The following is a 15,730-nucleotide window of genomic DNA, read 5'->3' as shown; positions in this document are numbered from 1 at the left end:
GAGGGGAACAGTATGAGCAAGGTCTTCTTTACAAACATGGAGACGACTCCCGAAATGGGACTTCTGAAAAAAGTCGAGGCCTTACTTAAGAGAGCCGGACTTGAAGATGTGGTCCAGAAGGATAAACTTGTCGCCATCAAGCTTCACTTCGGGGAGTACGGAAATCTCGCATACATCCGGCCAAACTATCTGAGGGTGATCGCCGATCAGATAAAGAAGCTGGGGGCCGTTCCCTTCCTCACTGATGCGAACACTCTTTACAAAGGGAGCAGATCAAACGCAGTCGATCATATCACAACCGCCTCCCTGAACGGTTTCACAATGGAATCTGTGGGCGTTCCCGTAGTGATCGCCGACGGCTTGAGAGGTTCCGATGAAATAGATGTGGAAATTGAGGGAGATTACATAAAGAAGGCTAAGATCGCATCGGCCATTGCTCTCGCCGACTCGCTTGTAGTAGTCAGCCACTTCAAAGGGCACGAACAAACGGGTTTTGGAGGCGCTCTGAAGAACATCGGAATGGGTTCGGCGTCGAGGGCAGGAAAGATGGAGCAACACTCGGAATCGAAACCCGTAGTAAGAGAGAAGAACTGTGTAGCCTGCGGAATGTGTGAAAAGAACTGCCCTACTGGTGCTATTACTGTCGATAGGGTCGCAAGAATAGATTATGAGGTCTGTATCGGATGCGGCCAGTGTATAGCCATGTGCAATTATGGCGCGATGAGTGCAGGTGCTGGAGGAACGCCGGAATCTCTAAGCAAGAAGATCGCAGAATACGCTCTGGCGGCCTCAAAGGGAAAGAATGCTTTATATATCTCCTTCATAAACAACGTATCGCCAGACTGCGACTGCTGGCACATAAACAGGCCTCCAGTCGTGGAAGACATCGGCATAGTGGCGGGCAGAGATCCCGTAGCGGTGGACAAGGCTTGCATAGATCTGGTGATAGGAAGGCTCGGATACGACCCCTTCGAAAGGGCCCATCCCGGAATTAGCTGGCGCCACCAGCTTGAGCACGCCGAAAAGATCGGCCTGGGCGAAAGGAGCTACAAACTCGAGAAAGTAGCCTGCTTCGGCAGGTGATCAAGATACACCGATAATTGCTTTTCTTGTTAAGCTACATCTTGATGCCGATATTCCAGATGCTGAAGTCGTCTTGGCCAAGTGCTTCTGCCTTAGCCTCCAGACCGTTCGCCACCCTAACAACGAGATCAAGAAGTTTTTCTGCATTGCCTTGAATGGTCTCGTATCCTTCTAATACCGGTGCCGCTGAAAAATCAATCATATTGGGAAGCCTGGACTCCGTCAGTTCGTTCCCCGTTACCTTAATTACGGGAACGATAGGATTTCCAGATGGAGTTCCTGCTCCACTGGAGAACAATACAATGTTCGCTCCTGTGGCTACCATTCCCGTTACTGACTCAATATCGTAACCGGGGGAGTTCATGATTGTTAGACCTCTTTTCTTGAGAAGTTCAGCATAATCAACAACATCGACTACTTCGCTGGTTCCTCCCTTTACGGCTGCCCCCAGAGCCTTTTCTTCTATTGTGGTAAGACCACCCTTGACATTACCAGGGGAGATGTTATTTGGCATATCAACTCCATCAACGTGCGCCCTTGCGCTCTTCTTACTCTCTTCGAGCATGACCCTTATGAAATGGTTTAGTTTCTCTCTAACGGCATCATCGCTAACTCTGTTTTCGAAGAGACTCTCCGCACCTATTAACTCCGTAATCTCGGAGAGGATAACTGATCCGCCTTCAGCGACTATCATGTCTGCCACTCTACCAATAACTGGATTAGCCGCCAGTCCAGAAGTGAAGTCCGATCCTCCGCATTCAACGGCAAGCACAATCGACGAAAGAGGAACAGGCACCCTTTGCTCCCTGGAAGCCTCTCTCACAAGTTTGCTTGCTATTTCAATGCCCAGTTGGATTCCTTTCTTAACATCATGTTCGTGCAAGATTATCATTTCAACCCGTTTACCAGCTTTTTCTAGGAAATTCCTGATTTCGTAGGGAGAAGTCTTTTCACATCCCAGTCCAACGAGAAGGACGCTATGTACATTTGGATTCAGTGCAGTGTTTTCGAGAGTCCTCATCGTTTGAATGTAATCTTCACCCATTTGACCGCATCCCTCATTGTGATGAGCAACGGCACATCCGGGAACCGAGTATCCTATCCGCTGCGCTGCTTTTGCCGAACAAGAAACCGATGGCAAAACAAGCACATGATTTCTAAACCCAACTTTTCCATCTTTTCTTAGGTAACCCTTTAATGCTTCCATCTCATACCTCTTAATTAGTTGCCGGTTTTTTTGCCGATCACGTTGTGTGTATGGACATGATGACCTTCAAGAATCCTTTTGGTCGAAACTCCAATTACAACCCCATACTTGATTATGTCCTCACCTTCATCAATCTCTCGTAAAGAGATCTTGTGACCTCTATTAATAGCCTCTCTGGCAACGACTTTCTCACTAATATCGCCTGATACTTCTATCTCTTCACCCGCGTCGACGTTATCCAGAAGAGTCGCCACATTGTCATTTTTCGAGATCGCTACTGCCGTCTTCATACAGATCACCTGAAATGGTTTTTCAAAGCCCCAACTCCCTGAAGCCGGACTTCAACTTCATCTCCAGAAACAACCTGTCGGCCAGCAGGTGAACCGGTAGATATCAAGTCTCCCGGATACAGCGTCAGAATAGAGGATACATACGACACAAGTTCTGCAGGAGAAAAAACGAGCTGGTCAATAGTCGCATCCTGAACTCGTTCGCCATTAAGGAAGGTTTGTAATCTTGCATTTTCGCTAATACTGGTAGTTACAATCGGTCCAACTGGAAGAAAACCATCCCCCGATTTTGCCTCGAACCACTTCATACCTTTTTCAAGCATATCGACTGCTGTCAGATCGTTGCTGCATGTATATCCGAAAACATATTCCATCGCATCTTCGACTGAAACATTTTTTGCGGTCTTACCCACTACCAAAACCAATTCGCCTTCAATAAAGACCTTATTACTGTAGTCTGGAAGGTCTATTACATCCTCATGAGAAGCCAACGTCCCGACACCCTTCCAAAAGAGTATGGGCTTTTCGGGATAGGACTCCCCTTCCTTGAAGTTGCTCCTGTAGTTCTTCCCAATACCGACAATGTTTTTTGGCGCTGCGGGGAAGAGAAACCTTCTTCCGAAAAGATCGACTTTCTCTCCAGTCATCTCCCAGCTGCTCCAGGGAGCACCGCTGATCACCAAGGCACTACTTTCTTCAAGAAGGCACCATTCTTCCCGATTATCAATTCTTAACCTGCAAAAATCCATTTTCTACCTCCGAAAAGAACCGTCTTCTTCTAAAGAGGAAGGAGATCGGCAGCAAACTTCATAACTGATATTCTTGGATTTTCATATTCTTTGAGAGCCATGTCCACAGCCTCTTGAAGAGTATCAACCTTCTTGAAGCCAAGTTTAGAAGACTCCTCTTCGCTTAGGCCAGGCGAAACAAGCAGAACCTGTTTTGCCTTGAAAAAGACCTCTCCAGCATGAACAATATGGGAGGCAAGAATCTTGTTACTAATCATTTTCTCATCTACAAGCTTCTTGATTTCCTCATATTCATGCTTGTAGCCGAATTTCAAAAGCTCTTCGCCAAAAGTCTTCGATACACCTTCGGGGCACGGCGTAACCAGGATCAATGTCCCGCCCTCCTTAACAACGGAGACTGCTGAGTAGATCCCCTTTGAGGCCTGCCACATCTCCAGATCTGCAGGGTGAGATTCGGAGATTACGATCTCAGAAGGCTCCGCCTTGAAACCAAATACATCAAGAGCCATTTTCGCCGCTCTTTTGTGAGCCTCTACTGGATGTCCACAGAAGATGCCAATGGTCTTGTTCTCCTTGTTCTGAACCACATTTACGATAAATTTCAGTCCTGATTTGAGTCCGATCTCATCTAGCTCGTCTCTGACATCGTTGTCTCGTTTTCCCATAATTTCATCTACCTTGTACTTCGCGCTAAGCCAGTGAGTCTCTTCTGTAGTTTCACCGGCCGAAATTCCGGGCTGAACGATCTTTGTTCCTGCGGAGAAGCCTGTACACCTGTGGGGAACAACCTGGCCAAGTCCGATTATGTAATCATATTCATCGATTATATCGTTTATCAATACTGGTACTCCGCTCTTAGTAGAACCAAAGTCATGAAACTTTGCAGTTTTCCAGTCGTGTTGAATAACCTTGCATTGCTCAAGGACTTTAGGACCGAGTTTCTCACGAATTTCTTCCTGAGACATAAGTCGATGGGTTCCAAGACTGATTATTACATCAAACTGAGTATCGGAATAATTTCCGATTATTGCCTCGATTATCGCCCTAGTATTGGTGGTCCTCGTATTATCGTCACTTAGGATTAGAGCCTTCTTCACATCTCTAAGCTCTTCACTCAGCGGTGAAGCAGATATTGGTCTTTCAAGATTCTCAAGAAGCGAGTTTTCGAAATCCTTGTCCGAAAGAGCTGGTCTTTCTTTAGGTTCGTAGAAATCTACTTCATAACCATCAGGAATCTCCGCGACCGATATCGCGGGATTTTCGTAGCTCATCTTTATTTTCATAGTCTTCCCTCCGTATACATTTTTATAAGCCCGTTAACCTCTGCACCAAAGATTGATGAGTCAGGATAAGAACTTGCGCGACGCACCTCAATCTTCCTTCCGCTTACAGGATACTCAAATCTCTCTACCCATTTCGATATAATTGGAATAATCACATCGCTCTGAGCCATTACCCCTCCGCCTAACCTGAACTGTCCGATATCCAAGAGCCCAGAAATGAAGGCAATAGCCATACCAAGGTACTTGAAGGCATCCTCAAATACCATTGCCATTCTGCTGTCCCCACTTTTCATCCGTCTTATCGCTTCTTCAATTAGTGGACCTCCTGCCAATTTTGAAAGGTCATCCTCGATTTCCCTCAGATCCCTCTCTATCGAACGACCTGAGCTATACGCCTGGAGACAGCCCTTCCGGCCGCAAGAACAGATCTTACCATTTGGTTCAACAATAAGATGTCCAATTTCAGCCGCAGCTCCATTCTCTCCTCTGTATGGAGAATTACTCAAAATCAGCCCTCCGCCGATTCCGGAGCTGATGGTTATGTACATAAGGTTGGCATATCCCGGAGTAATAAATTTCTCAGCTAGAGCACCAGCGTCACAATCATTTATAAGTGCCACTGGAAGCTGAAAAGCCTTTTCAAAATACGTTTTCACCGGCAGATCTTTCCATCCAAGATTTGGACTCCAAATAAGCGTCCCATCTTCGGTGACTGCTCCAGCGGTGCTTACACTAACTACACCGATAGTCGAGTCAAACCCGAGATTCTCTTCCAGAATCGACCTAAGTCTCCTTGGGAAACCCTCTGGATCATTCGGAATCAATGTCCCAGTCTCAATTCTGATCTCACACAAGAGATCGAAACTGCTCGAAATCTTTCTTGCAAGGGTCTTTGTTGCTCCGATATCTATGCTGATAATGCAGGTTTCCGGCCTGAAATCTTTCAGATTCTTTATCTGGGATTCTGAAAGGGAAATCACTTCTTGTCTCTCTTTTCCCAGCCCTCAACAAACAGGTTCAAAGCTTCGATACCATTCGAGAGATGATTTTTTACCTTTTCCTCAATTATGTTTACACCCAGTCCCGGTCGCTCAGACGGGTAGAGATATCCATCTTCAACCCTGAAAGGATTGGTAATCAGATCCATAGTCCAGGGTTCGTTGAAATCGTCAAAGACTTCCTGAATAACAAAGTTCGGCGTCGATACTCCAAAACTCACACATATGGCAGTAGATATTGGTCCCTGCGGATTATGCGGGGCGACACTTACTCCATATGCCTCGGCAATTGCAGCCACTTTCTTTGCATGACTGATTCCACCGGAGTTAATGATATCAGGCTGAGCAATGTGAAGAGCATTCTTCGCAAAGATATCTGCCCACATTTCAATTGTGTAGAATCTTTCTCCTGCGGCTATCGGAACCCTTGACTTTCTAGCAACCTCTAGGAGTCCTGAGATGTTCTCCGGGGAAACGGGTTCTTCAAATAGCATTACTTCAAGTTTGTCCAGTTCATTGCCTATTCTTATTGCGGAATCCACATTGAATCTTCCATGCCCTTCTATTAGAAGTTCAACTTCATTTCCAACAGCATCTCTGACGGCAGCAATGATGTCAATAGAATCACGAATTTCGGAAAGAGTAATGCTCCCCTTGGCTTCACCGAACGGGTCAAACTTCATTGCCTTGTATCCCATATCGACGACCTTTGCGGCACTCTTTGCAAAATCATCTGGAGTTCTCTCGTGTCTGTACCATCCATTGGCATAGCAGAGGAGCTTGTCCCTGTACTTCCCCCCAATCAGATTCCAGAGGGGTACATCTGCTCGTTTTGCAATAATATCCCAGCAGGCCACTTCTATAGCAGTTATTGCGCTCTTGTGTATCATGCCTCCCCTGGAGAAGACGGGCGTGAACATATCTTCAGATATCCTCTCAATCGAATGAGGGTCCTTTCCGATGTAATATGGCTTAAGCTCTTCAAGAGCTTTTACAACTGATCCAGCGAAGCCATTCAGCGTACTTTCAGCAACTCCCGAATAGCCATCGTCCGTAGTCACTTTCACAAAGACCCAGCTCTTCCAGGGATTTCCCACAATATAAGATTCCACTTTTGCTATCTTCATTGTTTACCTCCAAGCTCCCTTTTGTTTACAAAGCCTACAGGCTCTTCTCCATTCAACACTCTGGCCATATCTGTTGCGAGCTTTATCCTAATCTCGATTTTAGATTCTTCCGAATACCATCCGCAATGAGGTGTGGCCAAGACGTTATCCATGTGAAGAAGCGGGTTGTCCGGTGAAATTGGTTCAAACTCGAAAACATCCAGACCTGCTCCGGCTATCGTCTTATTCTGGAGCGCTCTGATGAGAGCCTTTTCGTCAATCACCGCACCCCTTGCAGTGTTTATTATCACCGCTGTCTTCTTCATCTTTGCGAATTCCGCTTCTCCAATCATATGCTTTGTCCTCGAAGTCAGGGGCACATTTATACTTATGGCATCCGAGTTCCTCAGCAGTGTGTCCAGATCTGCGGATTCTACTTCACATTCGGCAAGCAAGGCTTCTTCGACATATGGATCATACACAAGTACCCGCAAGCCCAAGGCTTTAAGCTTTCGGGCCGTGAATCTCGCTATGCTGCCAAAACCAATTAGCCCTGCAACCGTTCTCTTGAATTGGTGAATCGGAACCCCAGGCTTCCAATCCCAGATTCCCTTTTGCAAATTACTATGATAGAATCTGATCTTCTTGTTCAACGAAAGCATCATTGCCAGCGCGGTATCGGAGACTTCTTCCTCGCAATAAGCCGGCACATTGATAACCATAATTCCCTTTTCGGTGCAGGCCTGGACATTCACATTGTCATAGCCTATACCGTATCTCCCTACGGCCATACACTTAGACATCACTTCGACAACATCTGGCGAAATCGGAGCATACTGTGTAATTATCGCGTCGGCGTCGCGAAGTTCTGCTTTAAGAATCTCGGGATCTCTAGTGTCGAGAGAGACAACTTCTGCATCGGCCCCTTCTCTCAGTATTTTTCGTTCAATTTCAATATCGGGATAATCATAGTCGGTTATATAAACCTTGAACTTGGCCACGGTTACCCCCTCCTAATGTATCTTGAAAGCCCTTCATCTTCGTTAATTATTTTTTCAATTTCACGCATTTCTTCATCAGAAACTCCGGACAGTGGGCTTCGCATGAATCGCTTACAGATCCCCTGGTATTCCAATATCGCTTTGAAACCAGCAAGAGATGAATATCTCTTTATGAGAAGCCTCAGTCTGCAGACGATTTCCTGAAGCTCGATCGCTTCTTCGTCCTTTCCGGCATCGTAAGCTTCTATTAGGTCTTGAAGGAGTCTAGGGGCCGCACAAGCAGTAGCTGCAACCGCGCCATCGCTACCGGCTCTCAGGAAATGATAAATCAGGGCATCGCTTCCAGTAAGATATACTTTGTCCTCGAGTATCTTCGAAGCATCTCCGTACCAGTTGATGTCGTGAGAACTATCCTTTACTCCCGCGAAGTTTGGCATGGAAGCGATCTCTTTCAGCGAGTTCATGGAAACTTTGATCTTGGTCATCTGAGGTATGTAGTATAAGAAAAAGGGAAGCTCTGTACTCCTGGCCACTTCGGTATGGTGTTTTACAAGTTGCTCTTGTGTCAGGTCGTAGTAATACGGTGATATTGTAGCAACGGCATGTATTCCTTCCAGACCATTCAGCCTCTTCGCATTTTCAACCGTCTTTTGTGTACTAATATCTCCTATGTTGACAATTACCTTTAGCTTAGAAGACATCTTAGAAATCATTTCGGCGAAATCAAATCGCTCCTGTTGATCCAAGTGAGGGAATTCTCCGGTTGTACCAAGTGCATATACCCCCACGAGTCCCCCCTCTTCCATAAACGAGATTAGTCTTTCCGTTCCCTTCCTATCAATACTGCCATCTTCATTAAACGGAGTTACTAATGCGGGATAAATTCCTCTCCAATAACTATTCTTGCTCATCTGCTTACTCCCTTCTTATCAATATGTACCAAATCATCGATTTCTTTGCGCGAGAAAATAGGTTCATCGCCAACAATTGTTCTCTTCATAGCCGCAAGGGCGTTCCCGAACCACAAACATTCCTCGATTCCTTTTCCTTCAAGATAGCTAGTCACAAATCCTGAATCAAAGGCATCTCCAGATCCTATTGGATCTACAGTATCGGATTTTTCCACCGAAGCCGTCCAATAACTGCTACCGTCAGTCGCCATTGCTCCGTCGGGCCCCAATGTGAGTACGGCAAGTGATGGACTGAACTTTGACATGAAGCCTTCGAGTACGTCTTCGGGGGAGCCGCTTGCTCCAAATACCGTTCTTGCATCGCCAATACCTATAAAAAGCAGATCGACTCCCATTTCTAGAATCCCAGTAAGTTCTAGCCTGGCCTTTTCGGATGACCATAACTTCGCCCTGTGGTTGACGTCTAAACCGATTTTGATTCCACGACGCTTAGCCTCTTCGATGAATCTCCTAACAATCGATTTTGGCTTTTCGCCAAGCGCCACCGTAATTCCTGTAAGATGTATGTAGTCCGTTCCATCCAGAAGGTCCCAGTCAATTTCATCTTCTTCGATAAACCGAATTGCAGAGTTGTCTCTGTCATAGATTACCTGAGTCGACCTGGGGAAGGAGCCATACTCGATGTAGTACGTCCCAACTCTATAAGAATCGGTCCAGATTACTGATGTTGAAACACCGTATCTCCGCAGATTGTTGACGATCGACCTTCCGAGGGGATTATCGGTGAGCTTCGAGACCCAAACGGCGTCCAGTCCCATCTGTGCACAACCTAAGCAAAAATTGGATTCTGCTCCGGCACACCTTACTTCCAGATGCTGCGACTGTTCAAGTCTTTCCTGTCTTGTTGTTGAAAACCTTATCATCGTTTCTCCAAAAGAGACTACCTTAGGCATCTCTCTATCCCTCCTATGACTTAACTGCACCCGCGGTCATTCCTCCGACCACGTACTTCTGCAGGACCGCATAAATAATTACGGGCGGGGCAGCCGCAACAAGCGCCGCGGTCATCAGCGTACCCCACTGGTAGACATCTCCGACTTTCATCATGGTTATCGCAAGCGGTAAAGTCATTTTGCTTGTCGTGCTTATGATTATGAGCGAGTACAGCAAGTCTGCCCAGGATCTGGTAAACGCGAACACCGCTGCAGTAATCATTCCAGGTGCCGTCAACGGAAGAACAATTCTGAAGAGAGCACCAATTTTATTAGTACCATCTATCATTCCCGCTTCCACAAGAGACGTTGGAATCGTGACGAAATAACTTCTCATCATCCAAGTTGTAAAGGGCACAGCGATAAGAAGATGGGCTACTATGACTCCCAATCTGGAATCGATAATACCTACCTTGCTGAGTAACATGGACAATGGTCCAACGAGAATAAACGCGGGAAAGACGTAAGCAAAAAGCACAAACGAAGATACAGTAGAATTGAATCTAGTCGGAAATTTCGTTAGTCCGTATGCCGCGAACGTCCCAACTATGACGGCGATTAATGTGACGATTCCAGATATGAAAAAACTGTTCATTATCGCCGGCCAAAGATTGTTTCCAAGGTATCCCACCCATTGGGGATTATAGACAAATACTTTCTTATAATTTTCGAAAGTGAGATTGTTAGTGTAGAGTTTTCCCAGCCCTCCGCCCATGGTCTCCGTATCCGGTTTTAGAGAGGTTAGGACTACCCAGTACAAAGGTACGCAGACAAGGATTAACATGAAAGTCACGGCGACAATCTTCCAGAATCTCACTACCCTCATTCGCTGTTTTCTAGTCATATTAAGATTCCCCCTCTGATTTCTTCATCAACCTCACTACCCAGAAAATTGCTAACAAGAATATGGGAAGTATTACTATGCTCTGGGTAATGGCTTGTGGAAGCTGGAACTTACTGAAGGCGGTTTCAAAAATCTGAATTGGCAGAGTCCTTGTAGCCTCGCCAGGACCCCCAGCCGTAGTTAAGTAAACGGTCTCGAATTCCCCAAAGGTCCAGATTGTTGAAAGGAGCATGGTAGTGAGCAATACAGGTCTTAGTGATGGCAAAGTGATCTGCCAAAAGCTGCGCCAAATGCCAGCACCATCGATCTCCGCCGCTTCGTACAATTCGTCTGGAATAGCCTGCAGTCCAGACACAAAGCTCATGAAGAAGAAGGGCCAACCTTTCCATATGTTGATCATGATTATTGTAGTCAAAGCAGTCGATTTGCTGAACCAATCTATAGTCCCGAGATTCATTGATTGAAGTACAGAGTTCACGGGACCCGCCCAGTCAAGAATACCAAACCAGATGAGCGCAACTACGAAAGGAGGAATCGACCATGGAATTATAGCAATTCCTCTCAAAATACCGATTCCCCTGAATCTTTTGTTAAGTGAAAGCGCAAATATCATTCCTAGAACTATCTTTGTGAAAACTGCGGAAGCCGTATAGATAGAGGTCCTGATAAGGGATCTGTAGAAGCCCTCATTGTTCAAAGTGTCAACATAATTCTTGAATCCTACGAAATCCCTTGCATTTCCCCTTGATATGCTCTTAAAGAAGCTGAGATATCCCCCGTAAAAGAGAGGAAATATCAAGATAAGAGCGACGATTGCCACAACCGGTAATACGAATAACAGGTTCGACATTTCTTTTTTCATCATGCGGGCCATTACATTCCTCCCGAATAAGAAAGCATGGAGCCCTGAAAGCTCCATGCTTCTTAGTTTCTTATTCCATCAAATCTTCTAGCTTAGAAACTACGTCTTTCACGATGTCCGTGAAGCTAACGTTGTTAAATACGAGATCGGTTACCGAATCCGCCCATATGAAGGTCATCTGCGACTGGTCGGAGATACTGGTTGCCTGATTAATCGGGAACGCCGTTGGATTGGATACGTGGCTTATGGAAAGAATTATTTCCATAGGATCTTGACCGAATGCTTCCCATTTTCCGTCCTTCCACTGCTGCGATATTACTTCGGCCTGGCTTATGAAGATCGGAAGGCCGTAGCATTCAGATGATTCGATGAAGTTCACCCTGTAATCTTCTTTGTCGGCAAACATTGTGTAGAGAAGATCCTTCGCTAGATCTGGATACTCAGTCGTGTTAAAGATGAACGAAGATTCTTCGCCACCGTCGGTCGTTTCACCAATGCTGTACATCTTTGTAACTTCATACAGCTCAGGCTTGTTTCTCTTCAGAGAGTAGACAATGCTCGGAGGATTGGAAGTCATGGCAATCTGCTCGTTAATATAAGCATTGTTGTTTCCTACATCAATCATGCTTCTCTCCGGAGAAGCTTTGTGATCGAATATGTACTTGATCCAGGCATAAGCCTTATATGTTGCGACAGAATCAAATACAATTTCGTTGCCTTCAGCAAGATAACCGCCGCCGTGATTGATCAAGACATCGAAGAAATGAATATTAGAGTCCATCGATCTACCAAGCGAGAACCCTAGTCCGTAGAAATCCCTTTCTGGATCGGACAGAGCCACTGCTACTTCAGCAAGCTCATCGTAATTCGTAGGAACTTCAAGACCTGCTTCTTCGAGAATATCCATTCTGATGTGATAGAGATAGGGTTCATAGAATGAAGGAATCCCGTAAATCTTTCCATCGATCATGTTCTCATTCAGCTTGAATGGGAAGATATCGTCTCTACCAAGCTTATCAATTACATCATCGAGCGGAAGAAGCATTCCTTCTTCTGCAGGCTGTGCTACTGGCCAGCCATGAATTATTACGTCAGGAAGATTACCTGTCTGAATAGCAGCTGCCATCTTAGTGTTGAACTGTTCCACCGGAACGAGAAGGAAATTAACGTCTACATCATTTTCTTCCGCCCAGGCATTAACCTTTTCTGTCATCCATGTGTTCTGTTCAGCAACAAAAGTAGCTCTTCCCCATACTTCCAGGCTTGCTTTGCCAAACGTTATAGCAGCAAGCAATGCTACTAAAACGAACAATACAACTTTCTTCACTTTGCATTCACCCCTTCTTCAGTATTTGGGTCTCTTGACCCACGGAAATATATCTCAATAAACTCCGAACTCATCTAGAACATCAAGCATGGCCTTTATATTTTCGGGTGGAACATCAGGCTGAATACAGTGCACAGTATTGAAGACAAAACCGCCGCCAGGAGCAAGTATATCGATTTGTCTTTTGACCTGATCGGCCACCTGTTGAGGTGTTCCATGAGGAAAGACACCTTGAGTATCGACTCCCCCTCCCCAAAAAGAAATATCCTTTCCAAACTGTCTCTTGATCTCCGCAGTGTCCATATCGCTCGCGGAAATCTGGAGCGGATTCAGTATGTCAATGCCCTCCTCAATGAACAACGGTATTATGTCTCTTACGGCTCCGCAAGAGTGGAATAGAATTTTGGCATCGGAAATCTTTTTGATTGCTGAATACAGTTTCTTCCTCCTGGGAAAGAGATATCTCTTGTACATACGTGGAGAAATCATCATTCCCTTCTGGACTGCCACGTCATCAGAATAGAGAATCACTTGAACATCATCGCCTACGATACCAAGCATTTTTTCCCAGAATACAATTTCCAGTTCAAGCATCTTATCTAATATGAATTCGGCATATTCCGGATTCATTACCAGGTCCTCAAAGAATTTCTCGAAACCTCTTACCCACAAAGCAGTCTCGAACATTCCACTCATGAATGACGACGCAACAAGCGCAAATGAATTGTATCTGCTGGAACTCAAATCCAATTTCACCAGATCGGAAAACCTTGCCGGATCGTCCGGATTCGGCCATTTATATTTCTTAAGCTCTTCAACTGTCTCAACTTCGGACAGAGGATGATAAGTCATATCAAAATAGAGGCCCTTATTTAAAGGCATCGACCACCTTATGCCCCACTCATCAGTGAAATGTTTGTAGCCATCGTCTTCTGTTATCTTTGCTTTCCATCCGCTTGGAGCTGAAGCCAGGATTCTTCTGGTATCTATTTTCCAGTCATTTCTTACATCCTCGGGAATTTCTGCAAGTTGTTCTTTTATGTGCCACACGTTAAGTTCTCTCCGACCGCCATAGTATTTCTCCAGGTAACTGTTTAGTGCGTTTACATGGATACCGGTTACCCCACAACTATCAAAATCCCTGGGAATTCTATCTGGCTCCCTATGGTCAAGAGCACATAATAATCTCTCTCTGCTATTCATGACTTAGGCTTCTAGCCTCCTCATCTCTTCACCAATTTTCTCTGCAACTGCAGTCATAGTCTTGACGACAGAATCAAAATTCTCTAGGAATCTGCTGTGTGGAAGAGCAATACTAACAGAATAACAAGGATACGGGTAGCAAGAAAAAATCGGTACTGCCACGCAACTGACACCCTCGGTGGATTCTTGACGATCAAGAGCATAACCGTCTCTTCTCGCTCTCCTGAATTCCTCAAGCAGTTCGTTAGGATCGGTTATAGTGTAAGGCGTCACTTTCTCGAATTTCTCGCGGCTCAGGTATTCCCTAATGAAGTTATCTCCCTGAAATGCGATAAGCGCTTTACCGAGACCAGTTCTATAACCCGACGCAACCATGCCAATGATATTCGGATACGTATATCCTCTAGGTGAATTAACAACTCTATCGACATATATCACGCTCAACTCTGATAACAATCCAAGGTGAGCGTTCCCTTCAAGTTCGTGAGCTATTTTTTCAAGATATTTGTGCGCTACCGATTTCACGCTTATATTTGAGCTTACACAGAAGGAGAGCCTAAGAATTTCCGGAGAAAGCCGGTAGCGTTTGTTCTTAACCTGTATCAGCTTTGCATAGATAAGAGTATTCAGAATTGGAACCATTGTGCTCGGTGTCTTCGAGAACTTCTTCGAAATATCGTTTAGAGTAACTCCACCTTCCTGGTTCTCTGCAATATACTTAACAACATCAATAGCTCTCTGGACTGACTGAAGATATTTTTGTCCCAATTTCCTCACTTCTCTTTCGTAATAGACGAACTCAATACGTATAATACGAATCCATTATATCAGCCTTCTCTCTGATTTTTTAGCCGGGTAATCTCTAATCAATCCTTCCCACAGTTGTTCTCAGTTAATCTGGGGTGATTATGAAAGAATTACAAAAGCATGGACATCAATTGGAAGGATTAGGGAGTGTTGTCTGCATTAAATCTTTAGAAGCTTTTTTCCGCTCAGGAGTTCAACTGGCATTGGTAAATAATCTATGCAAGTAGTACAATCCAAAATCCTGAAGAACTACTTGTAGTAGTTGTGCAGATACAGAATCCATAATAAACAAAACATCATAATGGTATTTTATGCCCAAGAAAGTAGATGAGCAGAGACTTCAACAGATTAGTTTTGTCAGAATTCTTTGAAGCGTCTCCAGGCTGAACTTTTCTCTTCCTATCTGAAAGTTTTTCTCAGCGGTTTCTTCGTATTTCTCTCTGTCGAAGAGGAGTTCGGCGATCTCTTTAACGGCGCTAAGGATAGTCTGCTCCGGTATTTCTGCCAATCCGTCGCTGTAGATATACCTATCGCCCAGATCTACGAAAGAGATCCCGCTGTTCTGTATATCGCTCTTGAATACGCTGTATCTGAAGAGGGCGAGGGGCTTCCTGTACACAAGCGCCTCCAGAAGCTGGTTCCCCCAGCCCTCGAATACGGTTGGATATATAACGATGTCTGCGACGCCGTACGATTCGAAGAAGGCCGCCTGGCTCAAGGAGGATGAAGAGGAGATGTCGATCGCTTTTACTCCGAGCTTGTTCGCAAGTTCATCTAGCTTTTTCCTGTAGTCCATCGACTGCCTTTCGGTCAATCCGGAATACACGAGGGCGGCCCTCCCGGTAAACGGCTCCCCGTTGTAAAGCTTTTTCCCCTTCAAAGATCCCGCGATATTATTGAAAGCCGCGATTAGCCTTATAGAGATCTCGACCGCCTTTCTCTCCGTTATCCTGGTTGCCTGGAGAAAGACGATATCCCCCTTCTCTATCCCGGCCTCGCTTCTGAGCGTTCGAATGCGCTCATCGGAGATAGAGACGAGCCCGCTGAAGTCCATCACATTCGGCACC

At 45.4% G+C, this 15,730-nt stretch carries 15 protein-coding genes and 1 pseudogene; 1 reads left to right on the top strand and 15 read right to left on the bottom strand.

The window, feature by feature from the left end; genetic code table 11:
• Positions 1 to 12 precede the first annotated feature (12 nt).
• Entirely contained in the window at positions 13 to 1,083 is a 1,071-nt protein-coding gene (locus BG32_RS01070; RefSeq protein WP_006490182.1) for a DUF362 domain-containing protein, read from the top strand.
• Between the two features lie 34 nt (positions 1,084 to 1,117).
• Here the strand turns inward: BG32_RS01070 and BG32_RS01065 are convergent, their stop codons facing one another.
• From BG32_RS01065 to BG32_RS00995, 15 genes and pseudogenes are all read right to left on the bottom strand, one after another.
• The gene (locus BG32_RS01065; RefSeq protein ID WP_121526259.1) at positions 1,118 to 2,290 is read right to left on the bottom strand and encodes a UxaA family hydrolase; all 1,173 of its coding nucleotides are present in this window, start codon (positions 2,288 to 2,290) and stop codon (positions 1,118 to 1,120) included.
• A gap of 14 nt (positions 2,291 to 2,304) precedes the next feature.
• Positions 2,305 to 2,580, bottom strand: a complete 276-nt coding sequence (locus BG32_RS01060) for a UxaA family hydrolase (protein WP_121526258.1) — start codon at positions 2,578 to 2,580, stop codon at positions 2,305 to 2,307.
• Between the two features lie 5 nt (positions 2,581 to 2,585).
• Positions 2,586 to 3,329, bottom strand: a complete 744-nt coding sequence (locus BG32_RS01055) for a fumarylacetoacetate hydrolase family protein (RefSeq protein WP_121526257.1) — start codon at positions 3,327 to 3,329, stop codon at positions 2,586 to 2,588.
• A gap of 29 nt (positions 3,330 to 3,358) precedes the next feature.
• Positions 3,359 to 4,612, bottom strand: a complete 1,254-nt coding sequence (gene larA, locus BG32_RS01050; RefSeq protein WP_121526256.1) for a nickel-dependent lactate racemase — start codon at positions 4,610 to 4,612, stop codon at positions 3,359 to 3,361.
• Entirely contained in the window at positions 4,609 to 5,592 is a 984-nt protein-coding gene (locus BG32_RS01045; RefSeq protein ID WP_183084256.1) for an ROK family protein, read from the bottom strand. Before BG32_RS01045 ends, larA begins: the two co-directional genes overlap by 4 nt.
• Positions 5,589 to 6,737, bottom strand: coding sequence for a mandelate racemase/muconate lactonizing enzyme family protein (locus BG32_RS01040; protein ID WP_121526254.1), 1,149 nt, complete (start codon positions 6,735 to 6,737; stop codon positions 5,589 to 5,591). Before BG32_RS01040 ends, BG32_RS01045 begins: the two co-directional genes overlap by 4 nt.
• Positions 6,734 to 7,717, bottom strand: coding sequence for a C-terminal binding protein (locus BG32_RS01035; protein WP_121526253.1), 984 nt, complete (start codon positions 7,715 to 7,717; stop codon positions 6,734 to 6,736). The genes BG32_RS01040 and BG32_RS01035 overlap by 4 nt, the downstream gene beginning before the upstream one ends.
• Positions 7,718 to 7,719: 2 nt before the next feature.
• A complete protein-coding gene (locus BG32_RS01030; RefSeq protein WP_121526252.1) occupies positions 7,720 to 8,628 on the bottom strand; it encodes a dihydrodipicolinate synthase family protein in 909 nt (302 codons plus the stop codon).
• Entirely contained in the window at positions 8,625 to 9,581 is a 957-nt protein-coding gene (locus BG32_RS01025) for a sugar kinase (protein ID WP_121526251.1), read from the bottom strand. The genes BG32_RS01030 and BG32_RS01025 overlap by 4 nt, the downstream gene beginning before the upstream one ends.
• A gap of 13 nt (positions 9,582 to 9,594) precedes the next feature.
• Complete coding sequence (locus BG32_RS01020; RefSeq protein WP_121526250.1) at positions 9,595 to 10,464, bottom strand: carbohydrate ABC transporter permease; 870 nt, start codon at positions 10,462 to 10,464, stop codon at positions 9,595 to 9,597.
• Between the two features lies 1 nt (position 10,465).
• Positions 10,466 to 11,338, bottom strand: coding sequence for a carbohydrate ABC transporter permease (locus tag BG32_RS01015; protein ID WP_183084255.1), 873 nt, complete (start codon positions 11,336 to 11,338; stop codon positions 10,466 to 10,468).
• Between the two features lie 58 nt (positions 11,339 to 11,396).
• Entirely contained in the window at positions 11,397 to 12,653 is a 1,257-nt protein-coding gene (locus tag BG32_RS01010) for an ABC transporter substrate-binding protein (RefSeq protein ID WP_121526248.1), read from the bottom strand.
• Positions 12,654 to 12,707: 54 nt separating this feature from the next.
• Positions 12,708 to 13,856, bottom strand: coding sequence for a uroporphyrinogen decarboxylase family protein (locus BG32_RS01005; protein ID WP_121526247.1), 1,149 nt, complete (start codon positions 13,854 to 13,856; stop codon positions 12,708 to 12,710).
• Between the two features lie 3 nt (positions 13,857 to 13,859).
• Positions 13,860 to 14,624 carry an IclR family transcriptional regulator gene (locus BG32_RS01000; protein ID WP_147434774.1) on the bottom strand — a complete coding sequence of 255 codons (765 nt, stop codon included), beginning with the start codon at positions 14,622 to 14,624 and terminating at the stop codon, positions 13,860 to 13,862.
• A 379-nt stretch (positions 14,625 to 15,003) separates the two neighbouring features.
• Positions 15,004 to 15,730, bottom strand: a pseudogene (locus tag BG32_RS00995) (glycosyltransferase); the annotation flags it as partial.

Source organism: Mesotoga sp. HF07.pep.5.2.highcov (assembly GCF_003666285.1).
Taxonomy (GTDB): domain Bacteria; phylum Thermotogota; class Thermotogae; order Petrotogales; family Kosmotogaceae; genus Mesotoga; species Mesotoga prima.
Note: the sequence above shows the minus strand (reverse complement) of the source record. Positions and strands in the feature narration are given on the sequence as shown.